Source organism: Pseudomonas sp. 86_A (assembly GCF_017491705.1).
Taxonomy (GTDB): Bacteria; Pseudomonadota; Gammaproteobacteria; order Pseudomonadales; family Pseudomonadaceae; genus Aquipseudomonas; species Aquipseudomonas koreensis.
Map to the genome: position 1 here is coordinate 86,883 of NZ_JAFGYS010000012.1, position 15,456 is coordinate 102,338.

General features: G+C 62.2%; 15 protein-coding genes and 1 pseudogene. 7 read left to right on the plus strand and 9 right to left on the minus strand.

Features of this window, described 5'->3' with window-relative positions; all coding sequences use genetic code 11:
- Positions 1-5 precede the first annotated feature (5 nt).
- Positions 6-878: a sulfate ABC transporter permease subunit CysW gene (cysW, locus tag J5M57_RS19060; protein WP_007952817.1), complete on the plus strand. Its 873-nt coding sequence runs from the start codon at positions 6-8 to the stop codon at positions 876-878.
- A 3-nt stretch (positions 879-881) separates the two neighbouring features.
- Positions 882-1,871: a sulfate ABC transporter ATP-binding protein gene (locus J5M57_RS19065; RefSeq protein ID WP_207849358.1), complete on the plus strand. Its 990-nt coding sequence runs from the start codon at positions 882-884 to the stop codon at positions 1,869-1,871.
- An 89-nt stretch (positions 1,872-1,960) separates the two neighbouring features.
- Here the strand turns inward: J5M57_RS19065 and J5M57_RS19070 are convergent, their stop codons facing one another.
- A complete protein-coding gene (locus J5M57_RS19070) occupies positions 1,961-2,488 on the minus strand; it encodes an Mpo1-like protein (protein WP_064585430.1) in 528 nt (175 codons plus the stop codon).
- Between the two features lie 82 nt (positions 2,489-2,570).
- On the opposite strand from J5M57_RS19070, the gene J5M57_RS19075 reads away from it, so the two are divergent.
- Positions 2,571-3,248 (plus strand): Crp/Fnr family transcriptional regulator, encoded by a 678-nt coding sequence (locus J5M57_RS19075; RefSeq protein ID WP_207849359.1) that lies wholly within the window; start codon positions 2,571-2,573, stop codon positions 3,246-3,248.
- 5 nt (positions 3,249-3,253) lie between these two features.
- Here the strand turns inward: J5M57_RS19075 and J5M57_RS29135 are convergent.
- The 3 genes and pseudogenes from J5M57_RS29135 to J5M57_RS19085 form a co-directional block, all read right to left on the minus strand.
- A pseudogene (locus J5M57_RS29135) lies at positions 3,254-3,379 on the minus strand (metal ABC transporter ATP-binding protein); the annotation flags it as partial.
- The gene (gene uraH, locus J5M57_RS19080) at positions 3,376-3,786 is read right to left on the minus strand and encodes a hydroxyisourate hydrolase (RefSeq protein WP_064585432.1); all 411 of its coding nucleotides are present in this window, start codon (positions 3,784-3,786) and stop codon (positions 3,376-3,378) included. The gene uraH and the pseudogene J5M57_RS29135, both read right to left, overlap by 4 nt.
- Before the next feature lie 11 nt (positions 3,787-3,797).
- Entirely contained in the window at positions 3,798-4,283 is a 486-nt protein-coding gene (locus J5M57_RS19085; RefSeq protein WP_207849360.1) for a heme-binding protein, read from the minus strand.
- Between the two features lie 136 nt (positions 4,284-4,419).
- Here J5M57_RS19085 and J5M57_RS19090 point away from each other — a divergent pair, with 136 nt between their 5' ends.
- Positions 4,420-5,100 carry a heavy metal response regulator transcription factor gene (locus tag J5M57_RS19090; protein ID WP_064585434.1) on the plus strand — a complete coding sequence of 227 codons (681 nt, stop codon included), beginning with the start codon at positions 4,420-4,422 and terminating at the stop codon, positions 5,098-5,100.
- On the plus strand, positions 5,090-6,475 hold the full coding sequence (locus J5M57_RS19095) for a heavy metal sensor histidine kinase (protein ID WP_169842701.1): 1,386 nt from the start codon (positions 5,090-5,092) through the stop codon (positions 6,473-6,475). The genes J5M57_RS19090 and J5M57_RS19095 overlap by 11 nt, the downstream gene beginning before the upstream one ends.
- Positions 6,476-6,578: 103 nt before the next feature.
- On the opposite strand, the gene J5M57_RS19100 is transcribed toward J5M57_RS19095, so the two are convergent.
- Positions 6,579-7,583 carry an AraC family transcriptional regulator gene (locus J5M57_RS19100; RefSeq protein WP_064585436.1) on the minus strand — a complete coding sequence of 335 codons (1,005 nt, stop codon included), beginning with the start codon at positions 7,581-7,583 and terminating at the stop codon, positions 6,579-6,581.
- 100 nt (positions 7,584-7,683) lie between these two features.
- Here J5M57_RS19100 and J5M57_RS19105 point away from each other — a divergent pair, with 100 nt between their 5' ends.
- The gene (locus J5M57_RS19105) at positions 7,684-8,754 is read left to right on the plus strand and encodes a fatty acid desaturase (protein ID WP_169842700.1); all 1,071 of its coding nucleotides are present in this window, start codon (positions 7,684-7,686) and stop codon (positions 8,752-8,754) included.
- Between the two features lie 213 nt (positions 8,755-8,967).
- On the opposite strand, the gene J5M57_RS19110 is transcribed toward J5M57_RS19105, so the two are convergent.
- From J5M57_RS19110 to J5M57_RS19120, 3 genes are read right to left on the minus strand one after another with little or no spacing between them, the layout of a single operon-like run.
- Positions 8,968-10,578 carry an arylsulfatase gene (locus J5M57_RS19110; RefSeq protein ID WP_207849361.1) on the minus strand — a complete coding sequence of 537 codons (1,611 nt, stop codon included), beginning with the start codon at positions 10,576-10,578 and terminating at the stop codon, positions 8,968-8,970.
- Between the two features lie 13 nt (positions 10,579-10,591).
- Positions 10,592-11,407: an ABC transporter ATP-binding protein gene (locus J5M57_RS19115; RefSeq protein ID WP_169842698.1), complete on the minus strand. Its 816-nt coding sequence runs from the start codon at positions 11,405-11,407 to the stop codon at positions 10,592-10,594.
- Positions 11,404-13,002, minus strand: coding sequence for an ABC transporter permease (locus tag J5M57_RS19120; protein WP_207849362.1), 1,599 nt, complete (start codon positions 13,000-13,002; stop codon positions 11,404-11,406). The genes J5M57_RS19115 and J5M57_RS19120 overlap by 4 nt, the downstream gene beginning before the upstream one ends.
- Positions 13,003-13,399: 397 nt before the next feature.
- On the opposite strand from J5M57_RS19120, the gene J5M57_RS19125 reads away from it, so the two are divergent.
- Positions 13,400-14,413: an ABC transporter substrate-binding protein gene (locus J5M57_RS19125; protein WP_207849363.1), complete on the plus strand. Its 1,014-nt coding sequence runs from the start codon at positions 13,400-13,402 to the stop codon at positions 14,411-14,413.
- 95 nt (positions 14,414-14,508) lie between these two features.
- Here J5M57_RS19125 and J5M57_RS19130 read toward each other — a convergent pair whose 3' ends face one another.
- A complete protein-coding gene (locus tag J5M57_RS19130; RefSeq protein WP_083367352.1) occupies positions 14,509-15,429 on the minus strand; it encodes a LysR family transcriptional regulator in 921 nt (306 codons plus the stop codon).
- Positions 15,430-15,456: the final 27 nt, after the last annotated feature.

The following is a 15,456-nucleotide window of genomic DNA, read 5'->3' on the forward strand; positions in this document are numbered from 1 at the left end:
GAACCATGTCCCAATCGTCTATTGCGGCCGCGTCCTCGGCCAACGCTGCGCGCCGTGGCAGTGCCACATCGCGGCGCATTCTGATCGGTCTTGGCTGGCTGATCTTTTTCCTGTTTCTGGTGTTGCCGCTGTTCATCGTGGTGTCTCAGGGCCTGAAGAACGGTCTCGGCGCATTCTTCACCGCGATCTTTGAACCGGATGCGCTGTCGGCGCTGAAACTGACGGTGATCGCGGTGCTGATTTCGGTGCCGCTGAACCTGGTGTTCGGGGTCAGCGCCGCGTGGTGCGTGAGCAAATATTCGTTCCGTGGCAAGAGCATGCTGGTGACGCTGATCGACCTGCCGTTCTCGGTATCGCCGGTGATCGCAGGTCTGGTCTACGTGTTGATGTTCGGCGCCCAGGGCCTGTTCGGACCGTGGCTGCAGGATCACGACATCCAGATCGTCTTCGCCCTGCCGGGCATCGTGCTGGCGACGATTTTCGTCACCGTGCCGTTCGTGGCCCGTGAGCTGATCCCGCTGATGCAGGAACAAGGCACCCAGGAAGAGGAAGCCGCGCGGCTGCTTGGCGCCAATGGCTGGCAGATGTTCTGGCACGTCACCGTCCCCAACATCAAGTGGGGCCTGATCTATGGCGTGGTGTTGTGTACCGCGCGGGCCATGGGTGAGTTCGGTGCGGTGTCGGTGGTCTCCGGGCACATTCGCGGGGTGACCAACACCTTGCCGCTGCACGTCGAGATCCTCTACAACGAATACAACCACGTGGCCGCGTTCGCCGTGGCGAGTCTGTTGCTGATCCTGGCGCTCTTCATCCTGCTGCTCAAGCAGTGGAGCGAAAACCGTATCAACCGCCTGCGCGCCAGCGCCGCGGAGGAATAATTCATGTCGATCGAAGTGCGTAACGTCAGCAAGAATTTCAATGCGTTCAAGGCGCTGGACAACATCAGCCTGGATATCCACAGCGGTGAGCTGGTGGCGTTGCTCGGCCCGTCCGGCTGCGGCAAGACCACGTTGCTGCGGATTATCGCCGGCCTGGAAACCCCGGATCAGGGCAGCATCGTATTCCACGGCGAAGACGTCTCCGGCCACGACGTGCGTGATCGCAACGTCGGTTTCGTGTTCCAGCACTACGCGCTGTTCCGCCACATGACGGTGTTCGACAACGTCGCGTTCGGCCTGCGCATGAAACCGAAAAACCAGCGCCCGAGCGAAAGCCAGATCGCGACCAAGGTCCACGAACTGCTGAACATGGTGCAACTGGACTGGCTGTCGGATCGCTACCCGGAGCAGTTGTCCGGCGGCCAGCGTCAGCGTATCGCCCTGGCCCGCGCGTTGGCGGTGGAGCCGAAGGTGCTGCTGCTCGATGAGCCGTTCGGCGCCCTCGACGCCAAAGTGCGTAAAGAACTGCGCCGCTGGCTGGCGCGCCTGCACGAAGACATCAACCTGACCTCGGTGTTCGTGACCCACGACCAGGAAGAAGCGATGGAAGTCGCCGACCGCATCGTGGTGATGAACAAGGGCGTGATCGAGCAGATCGGCTCCCCGGGCGACGTCTACGAAAACCCGGCCAGCGATTTCGTTTATCACTTCCTCGGCGACTCGAACCGCTTGCTGCTCAGCGACGACAACCACGTGCTGTTCCGCCCGCACGAAGTGTCGTTGTCCAAACATGAACTGGAAGATCACCACGCCGCTGAAGTGCGCGATATCCGCCCGTTGGGCGCGACCACGCGAGTGACGTTGAAGGTGGAGGGGCAAACGGATCTGATCGAGGCCGAAGTGGTGAAAGACCACGACAGCCTGATCGGTCTGGCCAAGGGTGAAACGCTGTTCTTCAAACCGAAGGTCTGGCAGAAAGTCGCCAGCCTCTAAAATCAAAAGATCGCAGCCTGCGGCAGCTCCTGCATTGGAATGCGTTTCCCCTGTAGGAGCTGCCGCAGGCTGCGATCTTTTAAAGCGGCCTAAGCCGCCGCTTTGCCATTCGGATTGACCCGCACCACCCCCGCCCGCGCCTCGATCTGCTCTTTCAACTCATGGCGCATCCCGAGCAGGAACGCCAACTCGGCCACGACAAACAACGGCCCGACAATCAACCCGCTCACGTCATCGACAAACGCCGGTTTGCGCCCTTCATAGTGGTGCCCGACAAACTGGATCACCCAGCCGATCACGAACATCGCCAGCCCGCTGCTGAGCCAGACCATGGTGCTCTGCTGCGCCAGCGCATGCCCGGCCCAGACCGACAGGCCCATCAGCAGTGTCATCAGAACACCCAGCTTCAGTTCCAGGCGCAGGTAAAACCACGCCGAGGCCAGCGCCAGCAGCACCGCCGGCGATAGCCACAACCCGCCCAGCGCCCATTGCGGCCGCGACAACAACACTGCCACGGCCACCACGATCAGCGGAATGCCGATAAAGTGGCTGGCGATGTTGCGCGGGTCGCGGTGGTAGGCGGCGTATTGACTCAAGTGATCGACGAGGCTTTTCATTGTTGTTCCTCCTGTAGGGTGAGAGCAGCATGCCCCGGGTTCGGCGTTCGCTCTGTCAGGCAGGCGACAATTGGGAGTGTTCATGGATAAGCGTTCACGGCTGATGACCGGGCAATGGTTCAGTCATCTGCCGGCATCCTTTCAGGATAGTCTGCTGGCGGCGGCCCGGGAGCGGCGGCTGACGGCGGGGCAGCGGCTGTTTCAACGCGGCGATGCACCGTGCGGTTTGTACGCAGTGCTCGACGGCGCGATCCGTATCGGCGCGGTGAGCGAGCAGGGCAAGGAGGCGTTGCTGAGCCTGGTGGAAGCGCCGCACTGGTTCGGCGAAATCTGCCTGTTCGACGGCCAGCCGCGCACCCATGACGCTTATGCGGTCGGGCCGTGCACCTTGCTGAATATTCCGCAGGCCACGTTGCTGAAAATTCTCGATGAACAACCGGTGTACTGGCGCCATCTGGCATTGCTGATGAGCCACAAACTGCGCCTGACGTTCATCAACCTCGAACAGTTGAGCCTGCTGCCGGCCCCGGCGCGCCTGGCGCATCGCTTGCTGATGATCGCCGAGGGCTACGGCGAACTCGACCCGCCGCGGCGGGTGCTGCAATTGCCACAGGAACAGCTGGCGTCGATGCTGTCGCTGTCGCGCCAGACCACCAATCAGATCCTCAAGGATTTGCAGGGGCAGGGGATTATCGGGTTGGGGTACGGCGAGATCGAAATTCTTGATGCCGTTCGATTGCGGGCGCTGGCCACAATTTGACGGGCACCTGAGACCCCCTGTGGGAGCGAGCCTGCTCGCGAAAGCGGTGGGTCATTCAACGGTGATGTCGACTGAACCGACGCCTTCGCGAGCAGGCTCGCTCCCACATTTTTTGGTCTGTGTTGATTCAGGAACCGCGATAGGTCGAGAAACCATAAGGGCTGAGCAGCAGCGGGATGTGGTAGTGCTGGTCAGTCTGCTTCACCTGGAAAATCACCGGAATCTCCGGGAAAAACGTCTCACGCTTGGCCTTCTCGAAATACTCGCCGGTCTTGAACACCACCCGGTATTCGCCCGCCTCGAACGGCTGTTTGGCCGGGAACAGTTCGGCGATGCGCCCCTGTTCGTTGGTGGTGCCCTGAGCCAGCGGCTGCCAGTTCTGGCCGACGTGTTTTTCCAGGGTGACGTTGATTCCGGGCGACGGCAGGCCGTTTTCCAGATTGAGCACATGCACGCTCAGTGGGTTGCCGGCGGCCAGCGCCAGGCTTGAAATGGCGCTCAGGCCGAGTGCGGCGAAGGTCATGCGCAGGGTGGTCATGGTCAGTCTCCTTATTGGGAACGGGTGAGGGTCAGGCCGGCCTTTTCGGCGGCCTTGATGGCACAGCTTTCGTCTTGTTCACCGCCGCCGGAGCCGGCCACGCCCATGGCGCCGACCAGCTCAGTGCCGGCGAACAACGGGATGCCGCCGCCAAGCAACAGCAGCTCATCGAGGGTGTTGAGGTTGGCGGTGTCCGGGTTGCTGCGGGCGCGTTCGGCGAACAGCCGGGTCGGGGTTTTCGTCGACAGCGCGGTGTACGCTTTGCGCTGGCTGGCGGCGGTGTTGTGCGGGCCGATGCCATCGCCGCGCAGGGTCACCAGCAGGTTGCCGCCACGGTCGAGCACCGAGACTGTGCCGCTGCAGTTGTTCAGCGCCGAGTCGGCCAGCAGGCGCGCGGTTTTCAGATCGAGGTCGGCGTGCCGCGGCAGGTCAGGGCTGGCGAAAGCGCTGGTGTTCAGGCCGATGGCGAGGCTCGCAACGAGGTATTTGAAGGTCATGAACAGGCTCCGAAAGCGAAGGACATCACCTTAGCCGCCGGTCCTCGTCAGAACCTCGTCAGGCGGATTACAAGTTTGTAATGGGCAATCGGGCCGAAGACGCCTAGCCTGTGTGCCTGATCAATCGAGGTGTGCCATGCGTTTGCTGGTCGTAGAAGATGAAGCCAAAACCGCGAATTTCCTTGCCAAAGGCCTGGGCGAATCGGGATTCGCCGTGGACGTGGCCCTCAATGGCCTCGACGGGCGCTATTTCATCGAGCAGCAGGAATACGACCTGATCATCCTCGACGTGATGCTGCCGGGCCTCAATGGCTGGCAGTTGCTGCAACTGATCCGCCAGCGCGGCGCCACGCCGGTGTTGTTCCTGACCGCCAAGGATGCCATCGAAGACCGCGTGCGCGGCCTCGAACTGGGCGCCGATGATTACTTGCTCAAGCCCTTCGCGTTCGCCGAATTGCTCGCGCGGGTGCGCACGCTGCTACGCCGCGGGCCGCTGCGCGAGGCCGAGTCCTACAGCATCGCCGACCTCGAGATTGATGTGCTGCGGCGTCGGGTCAGCCGCGGCGGCCAGCGCATTGCCCTGACCAACAAGGAATTTGCCCTGTTGCAACTGCTCGCCAGCCGTCAGGGCGAAGTGTTGTCGCGCACCCTGATCGCCTCGCAGGTGTGGAACCTGAATTTCGACAGCGACACCAACATGGTCGAGGTCGCGGTGCGCCGCTTGCGGGCCAAGGTCGATGACCCGTACATGCCGAAACTGATCCACACCGTGCGCGGCGTCGGCTATCAGCTGGAAGCGCCCGACGATGCGCGCTAGGTCGATCGCCTGGCGTCTGGCGCTGGCGTTCGCTGTGGTCTGCGCGTTGGTATTGAGCGCGATTGGCGTGTTCCTCTACCGCTCACTCGCCTCGGAGATCGCCTATCGGGATGATCTGGCGTTGCTCGGCCGCCTGGAACAGGTGCGCGCCCTGCTCGCCGACAGCGACAGTCTCGACGCCTTGCAGGCGCGTCCACGGTTGTACCAGAACATGCTCGGTAACCTCGACAGCCTGTTGCTGGTGCGGCGCGCTGACGGTTCGAGCGTGATTGCGATCAACCCGCGCCCGCGCGAGCTGCCGACATTGAACGCCATCGCGCGCGAGCAAACGCCGCAGCGTCGCGATGTGCTGACCTGGCAAGCGCCGGACGGCGCCGAGCTGGCGTTGTTGTCCGGTGAGGCCCGTGGGCCGAACGGCGAACCGCTGATTGTGATCGCCGGCAAGGTGCTCACTGAGCGTGAGCAGATGCTCGCCAGTTATCGCTTGCGCCTGTATCTGGCCGTCGGGCTTGGCGCGCTGCTGGCGTTCGCGCTGGGACTGGTATTGCTGCGCCGTGGCCTGCAACCGTTGCGCCAGTTAAGCGCGGCGGTGCGCGGCATTGATCTGCGCAGTCTTGATCAGCGACTGCCCGCCACCGGCACCCCCGCCGAATTGCTCGAGCCGGTGCAGGCGCTCAATGGCATGCTCGCCCGCCTGGACGATAGCGTGCAGCGGCTGTCGCAGTTTTCTGCCGATCTGGCCCACGAGATCCGCACCCCGTTGCACACCTTGCTCGCCAGCAATGGCCAGGCACTGAACCATCCGCGCAGTACGGCGGAATATCAGGAGTTGCTGGCCTCGAACATGGAAGAGTTCGAACGCCTCAAGCGCATGGCCGAGAACCTGATGTTCCTCGCCCGCGCCGAAGCGGCTGAGCGGGCGCTCGACTTGCGCACGCTGGAGTTGCACGAGGTCGGTAGTGAACTGTGCGATTACTTCGAAGCCCTGGCGGACGACCGCGATATTCGTCTGGAAAACGCGTTGCACGGCGAACTGTTGGCCGACCAGCAACTGCTGCAACGTGCCTTGGGTAATCTGCTGGCCAATGCGGTGCGCCACGCCGATGAAGGCACGCAGATCAGCCTGCGCCGCCGCGATGAGCCGGGGGTGTGCTGGTTGCAGGTGCACAACCACGGCCCGGCCATTGCGCCAGAACATCTGGGCAAACTGTTTGACCGTTTCTATCGCGTCGATCCTGCACGGGCGCAGCCTGGGGATTCGGGTGGGCTGGGGCTGGCGATCGTGCAGTCGATCATGCAGCTGCATGGCGGGCAGGTGCGGGTCAGCAGTGATGCTGACGGCAGCGTTTTTGAGCTGGGTTTTGCGTTAAATTAAAGGGCGCTATCGCGAGCAGGCTCACTCCTACAATTGGAATGCGTTCCCCCTGTAGGAGTGAGCCTGCTCGCGATGGCGTCAGATCAGACAACCTGATTCTGGATCAGCGCAACCCGTCGCGAAACTGCCCCGGCGTCATCCCCGTCCAGCGCTTGAACGCGCGGCTGAAGCTGCTGGTATCGGCAAATCCCAACAGATAACTCACCTCACTCAACGAACACTGCGGATCGCGCAGATGCAGCAGCGCCAGATTCTCACGGCTCTCGTTGAGCAACGTGTCAAAGCGACAACCTTCGTCCGCCAGGTGCCGTTGCAGGCTGCGCAGGCTCAGGTGCAGCGCTTGGGCGATGCGTTCGGCGCTGGGTTCGCCTTCCGGCAGTTGTTCTTCGATGGCGTCGCGCACCTTGCGCTCCCATGTCAGCGGTTTGAGCTGGGCGAGGGTGCGCTTGAGCACGGCTTCGTTGTGTTCGGCCAGTTCCGGGTTGGCGTCGTCGAGGTGGCTGTCGAAGTCGGCGAGGGCGAACTCCAGGCGATCCTCGGCGGCGCAAAAATGCACCGGCGCGCGGAACACCTTGTGCCATGGATGCGGGTCTTGCGGTTCCGGGCGGCGCAGGTACACCGCCAGCGGCGCGTAGTCGCGACCGAGGCGATTGCGGCAGGTGCGCACGTAGATCGCGGCAAACGCGTCGATGGCTTCGAAGGCCGGTGCCGGATTGCCTGACGGAATGTTCAGACGGAACAGATAGCGGTCATCGCTGCGGCTCAACTCCAGTTCCAGCGCATCGCTGACCACCGGGTGGTAACGCACGATGCGTTCGAACACCTCGCGCAGGCTGCCGCTGGCCACCAGCGCGTAACCGAGCGCATGGAACGTGGTCGGGCTGACGAACCGCGATACCCGCAGGCCGATGGCCGGATCGCCGCTGAACTGCACCGCCAGTTGCCACAGGCGCGTGGTGCCGGACAACGGATAACGCGCGTTCGGGTCGTCCATCAGCTGCGGGTCGAGGCCAGCCTGTTGGCACAGGCCGATACTGTCCAGCCCCAGCGCATCGAGTTGCTTGCGCAAGGCACGGGTCCAACTGGCGAGGGAGGTCGGTTCCTTCATGCTGATTGGCGCTTCCGGTCAACAGGTTGGCGTTCTCGGCTAGCGTGTTCTGCAATTGCCCAGGGCAGGATGCGAACATCGATAACCAGAGGATGGAAGCATGGACCGTACTTCTGCAAGTCCCCAGCGACACAATGCCGCCCAGCGATCAGCGCATATTCGCGAAGTGGTACTGGCCAAGGGCGTCGAATTGCGTGAGCGCTACCCGATTCTCCAGCATCAGGATGCCCTCGGTGCGGGCATTCTGGCCTTCGCCCTGGCCGGGATGATCGGCTCGGCAGCGCTGTACATAAGCGGCCATATGGCGTGGTGGGTGTGCCTGCTGCTCAACGCGTTTTTCGCCTCGTTGACCCATGAGCTGGAACACGACCTGATCCACAGCATGTATTTCCGCAAGCAGCGCGTGCCGCACAACCTGATGATGGGCCTGGTCTGGCTGGCGCGGCCGAGCACCATCAACCCGTGGATCCGCCGGCATCTGCACCTCAACCATCACAAGGTGTCCGGCACCGAAACCGACATGGAAGAACGGGCGATCACCAACGGTGAACCGTGGGGTTTTGCGCGGTTGCTGATGGTCGGCGACAACGTGATGTCGGCGTTCATCCGCATGCTGCGGGCCAAGACCTGGGCGCACAAAATCAGCATCATCAAACGCACGCTGAAAGTCTACGCGCCGCTGGCGCTGGTGCATTGGGGTGCGTGGTACGTGTTTCTCGGCTTTCACGCGGCCAATGGCATCGCCTATCTGCTGGGTTCGCCGATCGAATGGTCAGCAACGACGTTATCGGTGATGCAGGTAATCGATATCGCCGCCGTGGTGATCATCGGCCCGAACGTGTTGCGCACGTTTTGCCTGCACTTCATCAGTTCGAACATGCATTACTACGGGGACGTCGAGCCAGGCAATGTGCTGCAGCAGTGCCAGGTGCTGAACCCGTGGTGGTTGTGGCCGCTGCAGGCGTTCTGCTTCAACTTCGGCAGCAGCCACGGGATTCACCATTTTGTGGTGAAGGAACCGTTTTACATTCGCCAGATGACCGTGCCGGTGGCGCACAAGGTGATGCGTGAGATGGGCGTGCGGTTCAATGATTTCGGCACGTTCGGGCGGGCGAACCGGTTTGTTCGTCAAGATGAAATCGCGGTGTCTGGGGAGGCGGTGGAGGCCTGACAAGCTGCCCTCACCCTAACCCTCTCCCAGAGGGAGAGGGGATCGATTGGGGGATATCGAAGAGTTACGCCGACGTGAAAGTGCTTCGTTGAATCCATAATCGACCCATTTTCACAGGTCGATATTTAACGTAAGACACCTCGGTCAGCTCCCTCTCCCTCTGGGAGAGGGCTGGGCGGGCGGCGTTCCGATGAGGGGGTTTTGATCTTCCCCTCAATCCGGCTGAAACGGCGAAGCACTCAAGATCACCCCGGTCTCCTCCACATACTGCTGCCAATGCCCGATCAACGCGCTGAGCTTGTCCGGCTGACTCGACGCCAGATCATGAATCTCCCCCGGATCACTCGCCAGATCATAAAGCTGCCAGGTCGCCGGCCCGACCGGTCCGGGGATCCACACCGCTTTCCACGACCCCTGGCGAATCGCCCGGCGGCCAAACAATTCCCAACCGGTGACGGTGTGCTCGTCGTGCACCTGCGCCGTCTCGCCGGACAAGAAGCCCAGCCACGATTTACCCCGCAGCGGCGCCACCGGTTTGCCGTGCCATTGCTTGCCCGGATGGCGCACGCCGGCCAGATCGAGAATAGTCGGGGTGATGTCCATCACGGTGCCGAAGCCATGACTGATCTGCCCTTTGATCGGCAGTTGTGGATAGTGCAGCAGCGCCGGCACGCGAATCCCGCCCTCAGTGGTGAAGGCCTTGAACAGCCGTGACGGCGCGGTCGCTACCTGCGCCCAGTTCGGCCCGTACCAGACGTAGGAATTGGCCCGGCCGATATTGTCGAGGCTGTTGTCGTAGTGCTGGTTCAGATAAGTCAGCAACTCCGGGCCGAACTTGGGGAAAGCTTCCAGCAGCGCCCCTTCGGCACCGTTGTCGGACATGAACAGAATGAACGTATTGTCGAGTTGCCCCTGCTGGCGCAGGTAATCGACCACCCGACCGATGTTCCAGTCCATGCGCTCGACCATCGCCGCGTAGACCTCCATCGCCCGCGCGGAAATCTGCTTCTGCTCGTCGCTCAGCGCTTCCCATTGCGCGCTCAGCTGGATCAGCGGGTGCGGTTCGACGTCCGGTTCGATCAGCCCCAGCGCCTTGAGTTTTTCCAGGCGTTGCAGACGCAGCAACTCGGGGCCGGCGTCGTAGCGGTCACGGTATTTTTCGACGATGTCAGCCGGCGCCTGCAACGGCCAGTGTGGTGCGGAGAAGGGCAGATAGGCGAAGAACGGCCGGCTCTGATCGCGCTCCTTGAGGTACTGCAGCAGCTTGTCGCCGAAGGCATCAGACGAGTAAAAATCCTTGGGCAATTCGTCGAGGAATGTGTCGTCTTCGATGTACAGCGCCGGGGTCGACTTCAGCAGACCCGGGGTGTGCTCATCGTAAGTCGGCTCGAAACCGTAATGGTTGGCCGCCCCCGGCAGCAGCGAAAACGAACGCTCGAAACCGCGGGCCTGCGGTGCCAGGTCAGCGGTCAGGCCGAGGTGCCATTTGCCGCTCATCAAGGTTTGATAACCGGCCTCGCGCAGCAGCTCGGGCAGGGCAACCACGCGGTCGTTGAGATAGCCTTCGTAACCCGGTTTGCCGATCAATTCCGGGGTCAGCGCTTCGGCCATGGTACCGATGCCGGCGATGTGGTGGTCGGTGCCGGTCAGCAACATCGAACGGGTTGGCGAGCAGGTCGGCGCGGTGTGGAAATCGGTCAGGCGCAGGCCGTTGTTGGCCAGGGCATCGAGGTTCGGCGTGGCGATTTCGCCACCGAACGCGCCGAGGTCGGAGAAGCCGAGATCGTCGGCCAGAATCACCAGAAAGTTGGGGCGTTGCGGCATCGAAAAATTCCTCTCAGCAGGCAATGAACGACAGCGGCAGATCGCGGATCTGCACCGGTGCGCTCGGTTGGTAATGATCGTCACTGGTCAGTTCGTGCAGCAGCTCTTCGCGCAATTGATGGAAGTCGAAACTGCTGCGCTGGCGCGGGTGCGGCAGGGCGATGTCGACCACCTGCTTGATCCGCCCCGGACGCGGCTCCATCACCACCACACGGTCGGCGAGAAAGATCGCTTCCTCGACGTCGTGGGTGACGAGGATGGTGGTGATTTTTGCCCGGTCGCGGATCGCCAGCAGCTCGTCCTGCATCTGCTGGCGGGTCAGTGCGTCGAGCGCACCGAAGGGTTCGTCGAGCAGCAGAATCCGTGGGCTGGCGACCAGTCCGCGAGCAATCGCCACGCGCTGGGCCATGCCGCCGGACAACTGGTGCGGATAGGCGCGGGTAAAGTCGCGCAGGCCGACCAGATCGATGAAATCGTTGATGCGTTGCTGCTTTTCGGCGGCGCTCAGTGGCTCGTTGACCAGGCCCAGGCCGATGTTGTCGGCCACCGTCAGCCACGGGAACAAACGGTGCTCTTGAAACACGATGCCGCGCTCGCCACCGATGCCGCTGACGGCTTTGCCATCCACGGTAATCTGTCCGCGAAATTGCGTGTCGAGGCCGACCAGCAAGCGCAGCAAGGTCGATTTGCCGCAACCGCTGGAGCCGACGATGGCGACGAATTCGCCCTCGGCGATGTCCAGGTTGAATTCGCGAATCGCCTCCAGTTCGAAACCGTCGACGTCGAAGGATTTGCCTACGTGGGTGAAGCTGACAATCGGAGCGTTCATGCGTGTCTCCAGCGAGTGGCGCGAATTTCCAGGCGTTGGCCGATGAGGTTGAGCAGGGCGCCGGTGAGGCCGACCAGGAGCATTCCGGCCATGATCAGGTCCATGCGCAACAGCTGTTGGGCGCCGATCATCTGGCTGCCGATGCCGCCGTTGGACGGCATGAAATATTCGGCGCCGATGGTGCCGAGCCAGGCGTAGATCAGGCTCAGGCGCAGCCCGGCGAAAATCCCCGGCGCGGCACCCGGCAACACCAGACGGCGCAGGCGCTGGCCGAGGCTCAGGCGCAGCACCTGCGCGGCTTCGTTGAGGTGTGGCGAGAGGTTGGCGACGCTGCGTTGGGTGGCGATGAACAAGGGGAAAAACGCGGCAAGGGCGACGAATACCCACTTCGCCAACTCACCCAGGCCGAACCAGGCGGTGAGTAGCGGCACCCAGGCGAAAATCGCGATCTGCCGCAGGGCGGCGAGGGTCGGGCCGAGCAGCCGTTCGCTGGTGCGCGACAGGCCCAGCAGCAGGCCGAGGGCGAAACCCAGTCCGCCGCCCAGCAACAAACCACCGACGGTGCGGCCGAGGCTCAAGGCCATGCCGCTGATCAGCGTGCCGTCGAGCAGACCGTTCTTGGTCGTTTCCAGCACCGCGAGCGGGCTGACCAGAATGTTCGCGTCGACCCACTGCTGATCGCTCGCCACTTGCCACACGCCGAGCAGGCCCAGCGGCAACAGCCACGGTTGCAGGCGTTGCCAGCCTTCGTAGCGCGGGCCTCGGCGGATTTCTGCGGTGGCCGGATGCGGCCAGTGCACCAGCTTGCGGTCGAGCCAACCGATGCCGCGATCCATTGCTACACCGAGCACACCGATAACCACGATGCACACAAACACGATGTCGAGCATGAACAGCTGCCGCGCCCAGACCATCAAGTAACCGATACCTTCGCTGGAGGCCAGCAACTCCACCGCCAGCAACGAGGTCCAACCGGCGGCCAGGGCCAGACGCACGCCGGCCATGAACGCCGGCAGCGCGGCCGGCAGCACCAGGCGGCGGATCAGCAGGTACGGCGGCAGGCGCAATACGGCGGCGGCTTCGCGCAGTTTCGGTTGCGCATCACGCACACCGACCAGCGTGTGCAGGGTCACCGGAACCACGATGGCCTTGATCAGCACCACCAGTTTCAGCACTTCGCCGATGCCGAAAAACACCATGAACAGCGGAATCCACGCCAGCGTTGGCACCTGCGCCAGACCGGCAAATGTTGGAAAGACCAAGCGTTCCAGACGCCGGCTGAAACCCAGTGCGGCACCCAGCACTGCGCCAGCAAAGATCCCTGCCAGCAACCCCCAGAGCAGGCGTTGCAGGCTGATCCACAGGTGACTCCACAATTCGCCCTGAGACAGCTCGATGGCGCTGTTCCAGACCAGCGACGGCGCCGGCAGAATCTGCTCGCTCATCCATTGATTGCGTGCGGCCAGCCACCACAGCGCGAACAGACTGAGCGGCAGCAGCCACGGCAACAGGCGTTGGTTCAGGCTGGGCCAGGTGCGCCGGCTTTTCAGTGGCGGCGCCGGCAGCGGCAGACTGAGCAGGGATTGACGGGCCATGGGTGACCTCCGTTGTCGGGTTGGCTCAAGATCAAGATCAAAAGATCGCAGCCTTCGGCAGCTCCCACGGGGGAATGCGTCCTTGAATTGACCCCTGTAGGAGCTGCCGAAGGCTGCGATCGCTTGCGGTATTAACTAAGAGCTAATGGTTATAAGTAATCTTTAATAAGTTGTTTTTGGAGATAAGCAGCGCCATTTAAGGCCTCCAGCCAGATGCGCATCCAATGCATTCGAAGAATATTTTCGATGCTGTTAATGCATACGCCGCTGCAGCCCGCGTCGTTGCCTGCTTAGCGTTAAAAGCTATAAAAATGTGCATTTATAGTATTTAAGCGAAGGTCATGCTTCAGCCTACTTTCGGCTTCTCAACGCCCGTCGTGATCAAGGAGTCGCACCCATGAACCTTCCCTTCAAACGTGTCTTCAGTCTGTTGACCATCCCGGCGCTGGCGGGGCTGCTGGCCTTGACTGCGCACGCCGACGAACTCAAGGAAATCAGGATCGCCGTGCCCGACCTGAGCGCCGGCACCCAGCACAGCGGGGGTGGAGTGGTGGATGTGTTGCGCGATCAGCAGATCTTCGAAAAAGCCTTCGCCGATCAGGGCATCAAGATTCAATGGAGCTTCTTCAAGGGCGCCGGGCCGGTGATCAACGAGGCGTTCGCCAACGGTCAGGTCGATCTGGCGTATCTGGGCGATCTGGCGGCGATCATCGGCAAGTCCAATGGCCTCGACACACGTCTGCTCAGTGCCAGTGCGCGCGGGGTGAAGCAGTATCTCGGCGTGGTGCCGGGTTCGGGGATCAAGACCTTGCAGGACCTCAAGGGCAAACGCGTGGCGATCTTCCGCGGCACCGCCACCCAGCTGTCGTTTGACGCGGCGCTGGCTAGCCAGGGCTTGAGCGAGAAGGACTTGAAGGTGATCAACCTCGATTTCAGCGGGGCCACCGCCGCGCTGGCCGCCAAGCAGATTGATGCGTCGTGGGGCAGCTCCGGTCTGGCCGCCTTGCAGACCAAGGGGCTGGCGGAATTGCCGCTCAACACCAAGGATCTGGGCGGCGCCGGCAGCGTGCAATCGGTGCTGGTAGGCGCCGGCAAGTTTGTCGACGGGCATCCGGAGGCTGTGGCGAAATTGCTCAAGGCGCAGCAACAGGCCGTGGAGTGGTTAACCCAGGACAGCAACAAGGACGCCTACGTGCAACTGGTGTCGGGACTGGCGAGTTATCCACCGGTGATCCTGTCGCAGGACCTGCAGGATCAGAAACTCAGTGAAGTGTTCCCGTCGACGCTGGATCCGGTGTTCCTCGGCAAGTTGCAGGACTCGGTGGATCTGGCGGCGCAGCAGAAGCTGATTCGCAAGCCGTTCAAGGTCAACGATTGGGTGGCACCGGAGCTGGCAGCGGCCAAGCTCTGAATCTGTAGCGCTGGGTCCGACGCCATCGCGAGCAGGCTCACTCCTACATTTGGAATCCGTTCCCTTGTAGGAGTGAGCCTGCTCGCGATAGCGCTCTAAACGGCAACGCTGATCTCTTGCTTATCCACCGCCACCAGCGTCTCGATCATCGCCCTTGCTGCCGGAGACAAGCGAAACCCGGTGCGACTGACAATCCCGCAGCGCGCATTCATGCTCTCCAGATTCTGCGGCAGGTTGCGCCAGTGCAGCAGCGCCAGCGAACCCTGGGCAATGTCCTCGTAAAACGCCTCTTCCGTACCGATGCCGATGGCATTGGATTGCAGCACCACTTTCACCAGCGCCGGGAAATGCTCGGTCTCGATGGTCGGCGAAAAATCGATGCGGCCGCTGAGGTTCGCCAGCAGTTTGCGAATGCCCGGCGGGATCAATGTGGTCGCCAGCGGGTAATCGAACATGTCGTTGGTCGACAGGCTTTCCTTGGCCAGCAACGGGTGCCCCGGGCGGCAGAAAAACACCCCGCGCTTGGGTGTCAGCGGCTGGGTCTGGAAGTTCGGGTCCGATTCAAAATGACGGATGTCGGCAATGAAGAACTCGATCTCTTCGCGACTCAGCGCACGGCTGAGTTTTTCCCAGTTATCCACCTGAAAACAGGTGCGCACTTTCGGGTGCGCGTTGATGAATTGCGCTACCGCATCCGGCACCAGTTTCACCGCCGGTGCCGGGCCGCAACCGAAGTGCAATTCACCGGCGTCGAGCTTGGTCATCTGCGTCACCTCGGCGCTGAGCAGCGCCGCACCCTGCACCAGGGTCAGGGCGTGTTGCAGCACCACCTGGCCTTCGGGCGTCGGGCGCAGATCCTTGTTGCCGCGATCCACCAGCACGCAGCCGAACTCCTGCTCCAGCCCTTGAATGCTGCGGCTGAATGCCGGTTGGGTGATGCCCATGGCGTCCGCCGCACGAACAAAACTGCGGTGTTCATTGAGGGCGATGAAGTAACGCAACTGGCGAAGATCCATATGCTTTTCCGGCATCCTAAAAATAGC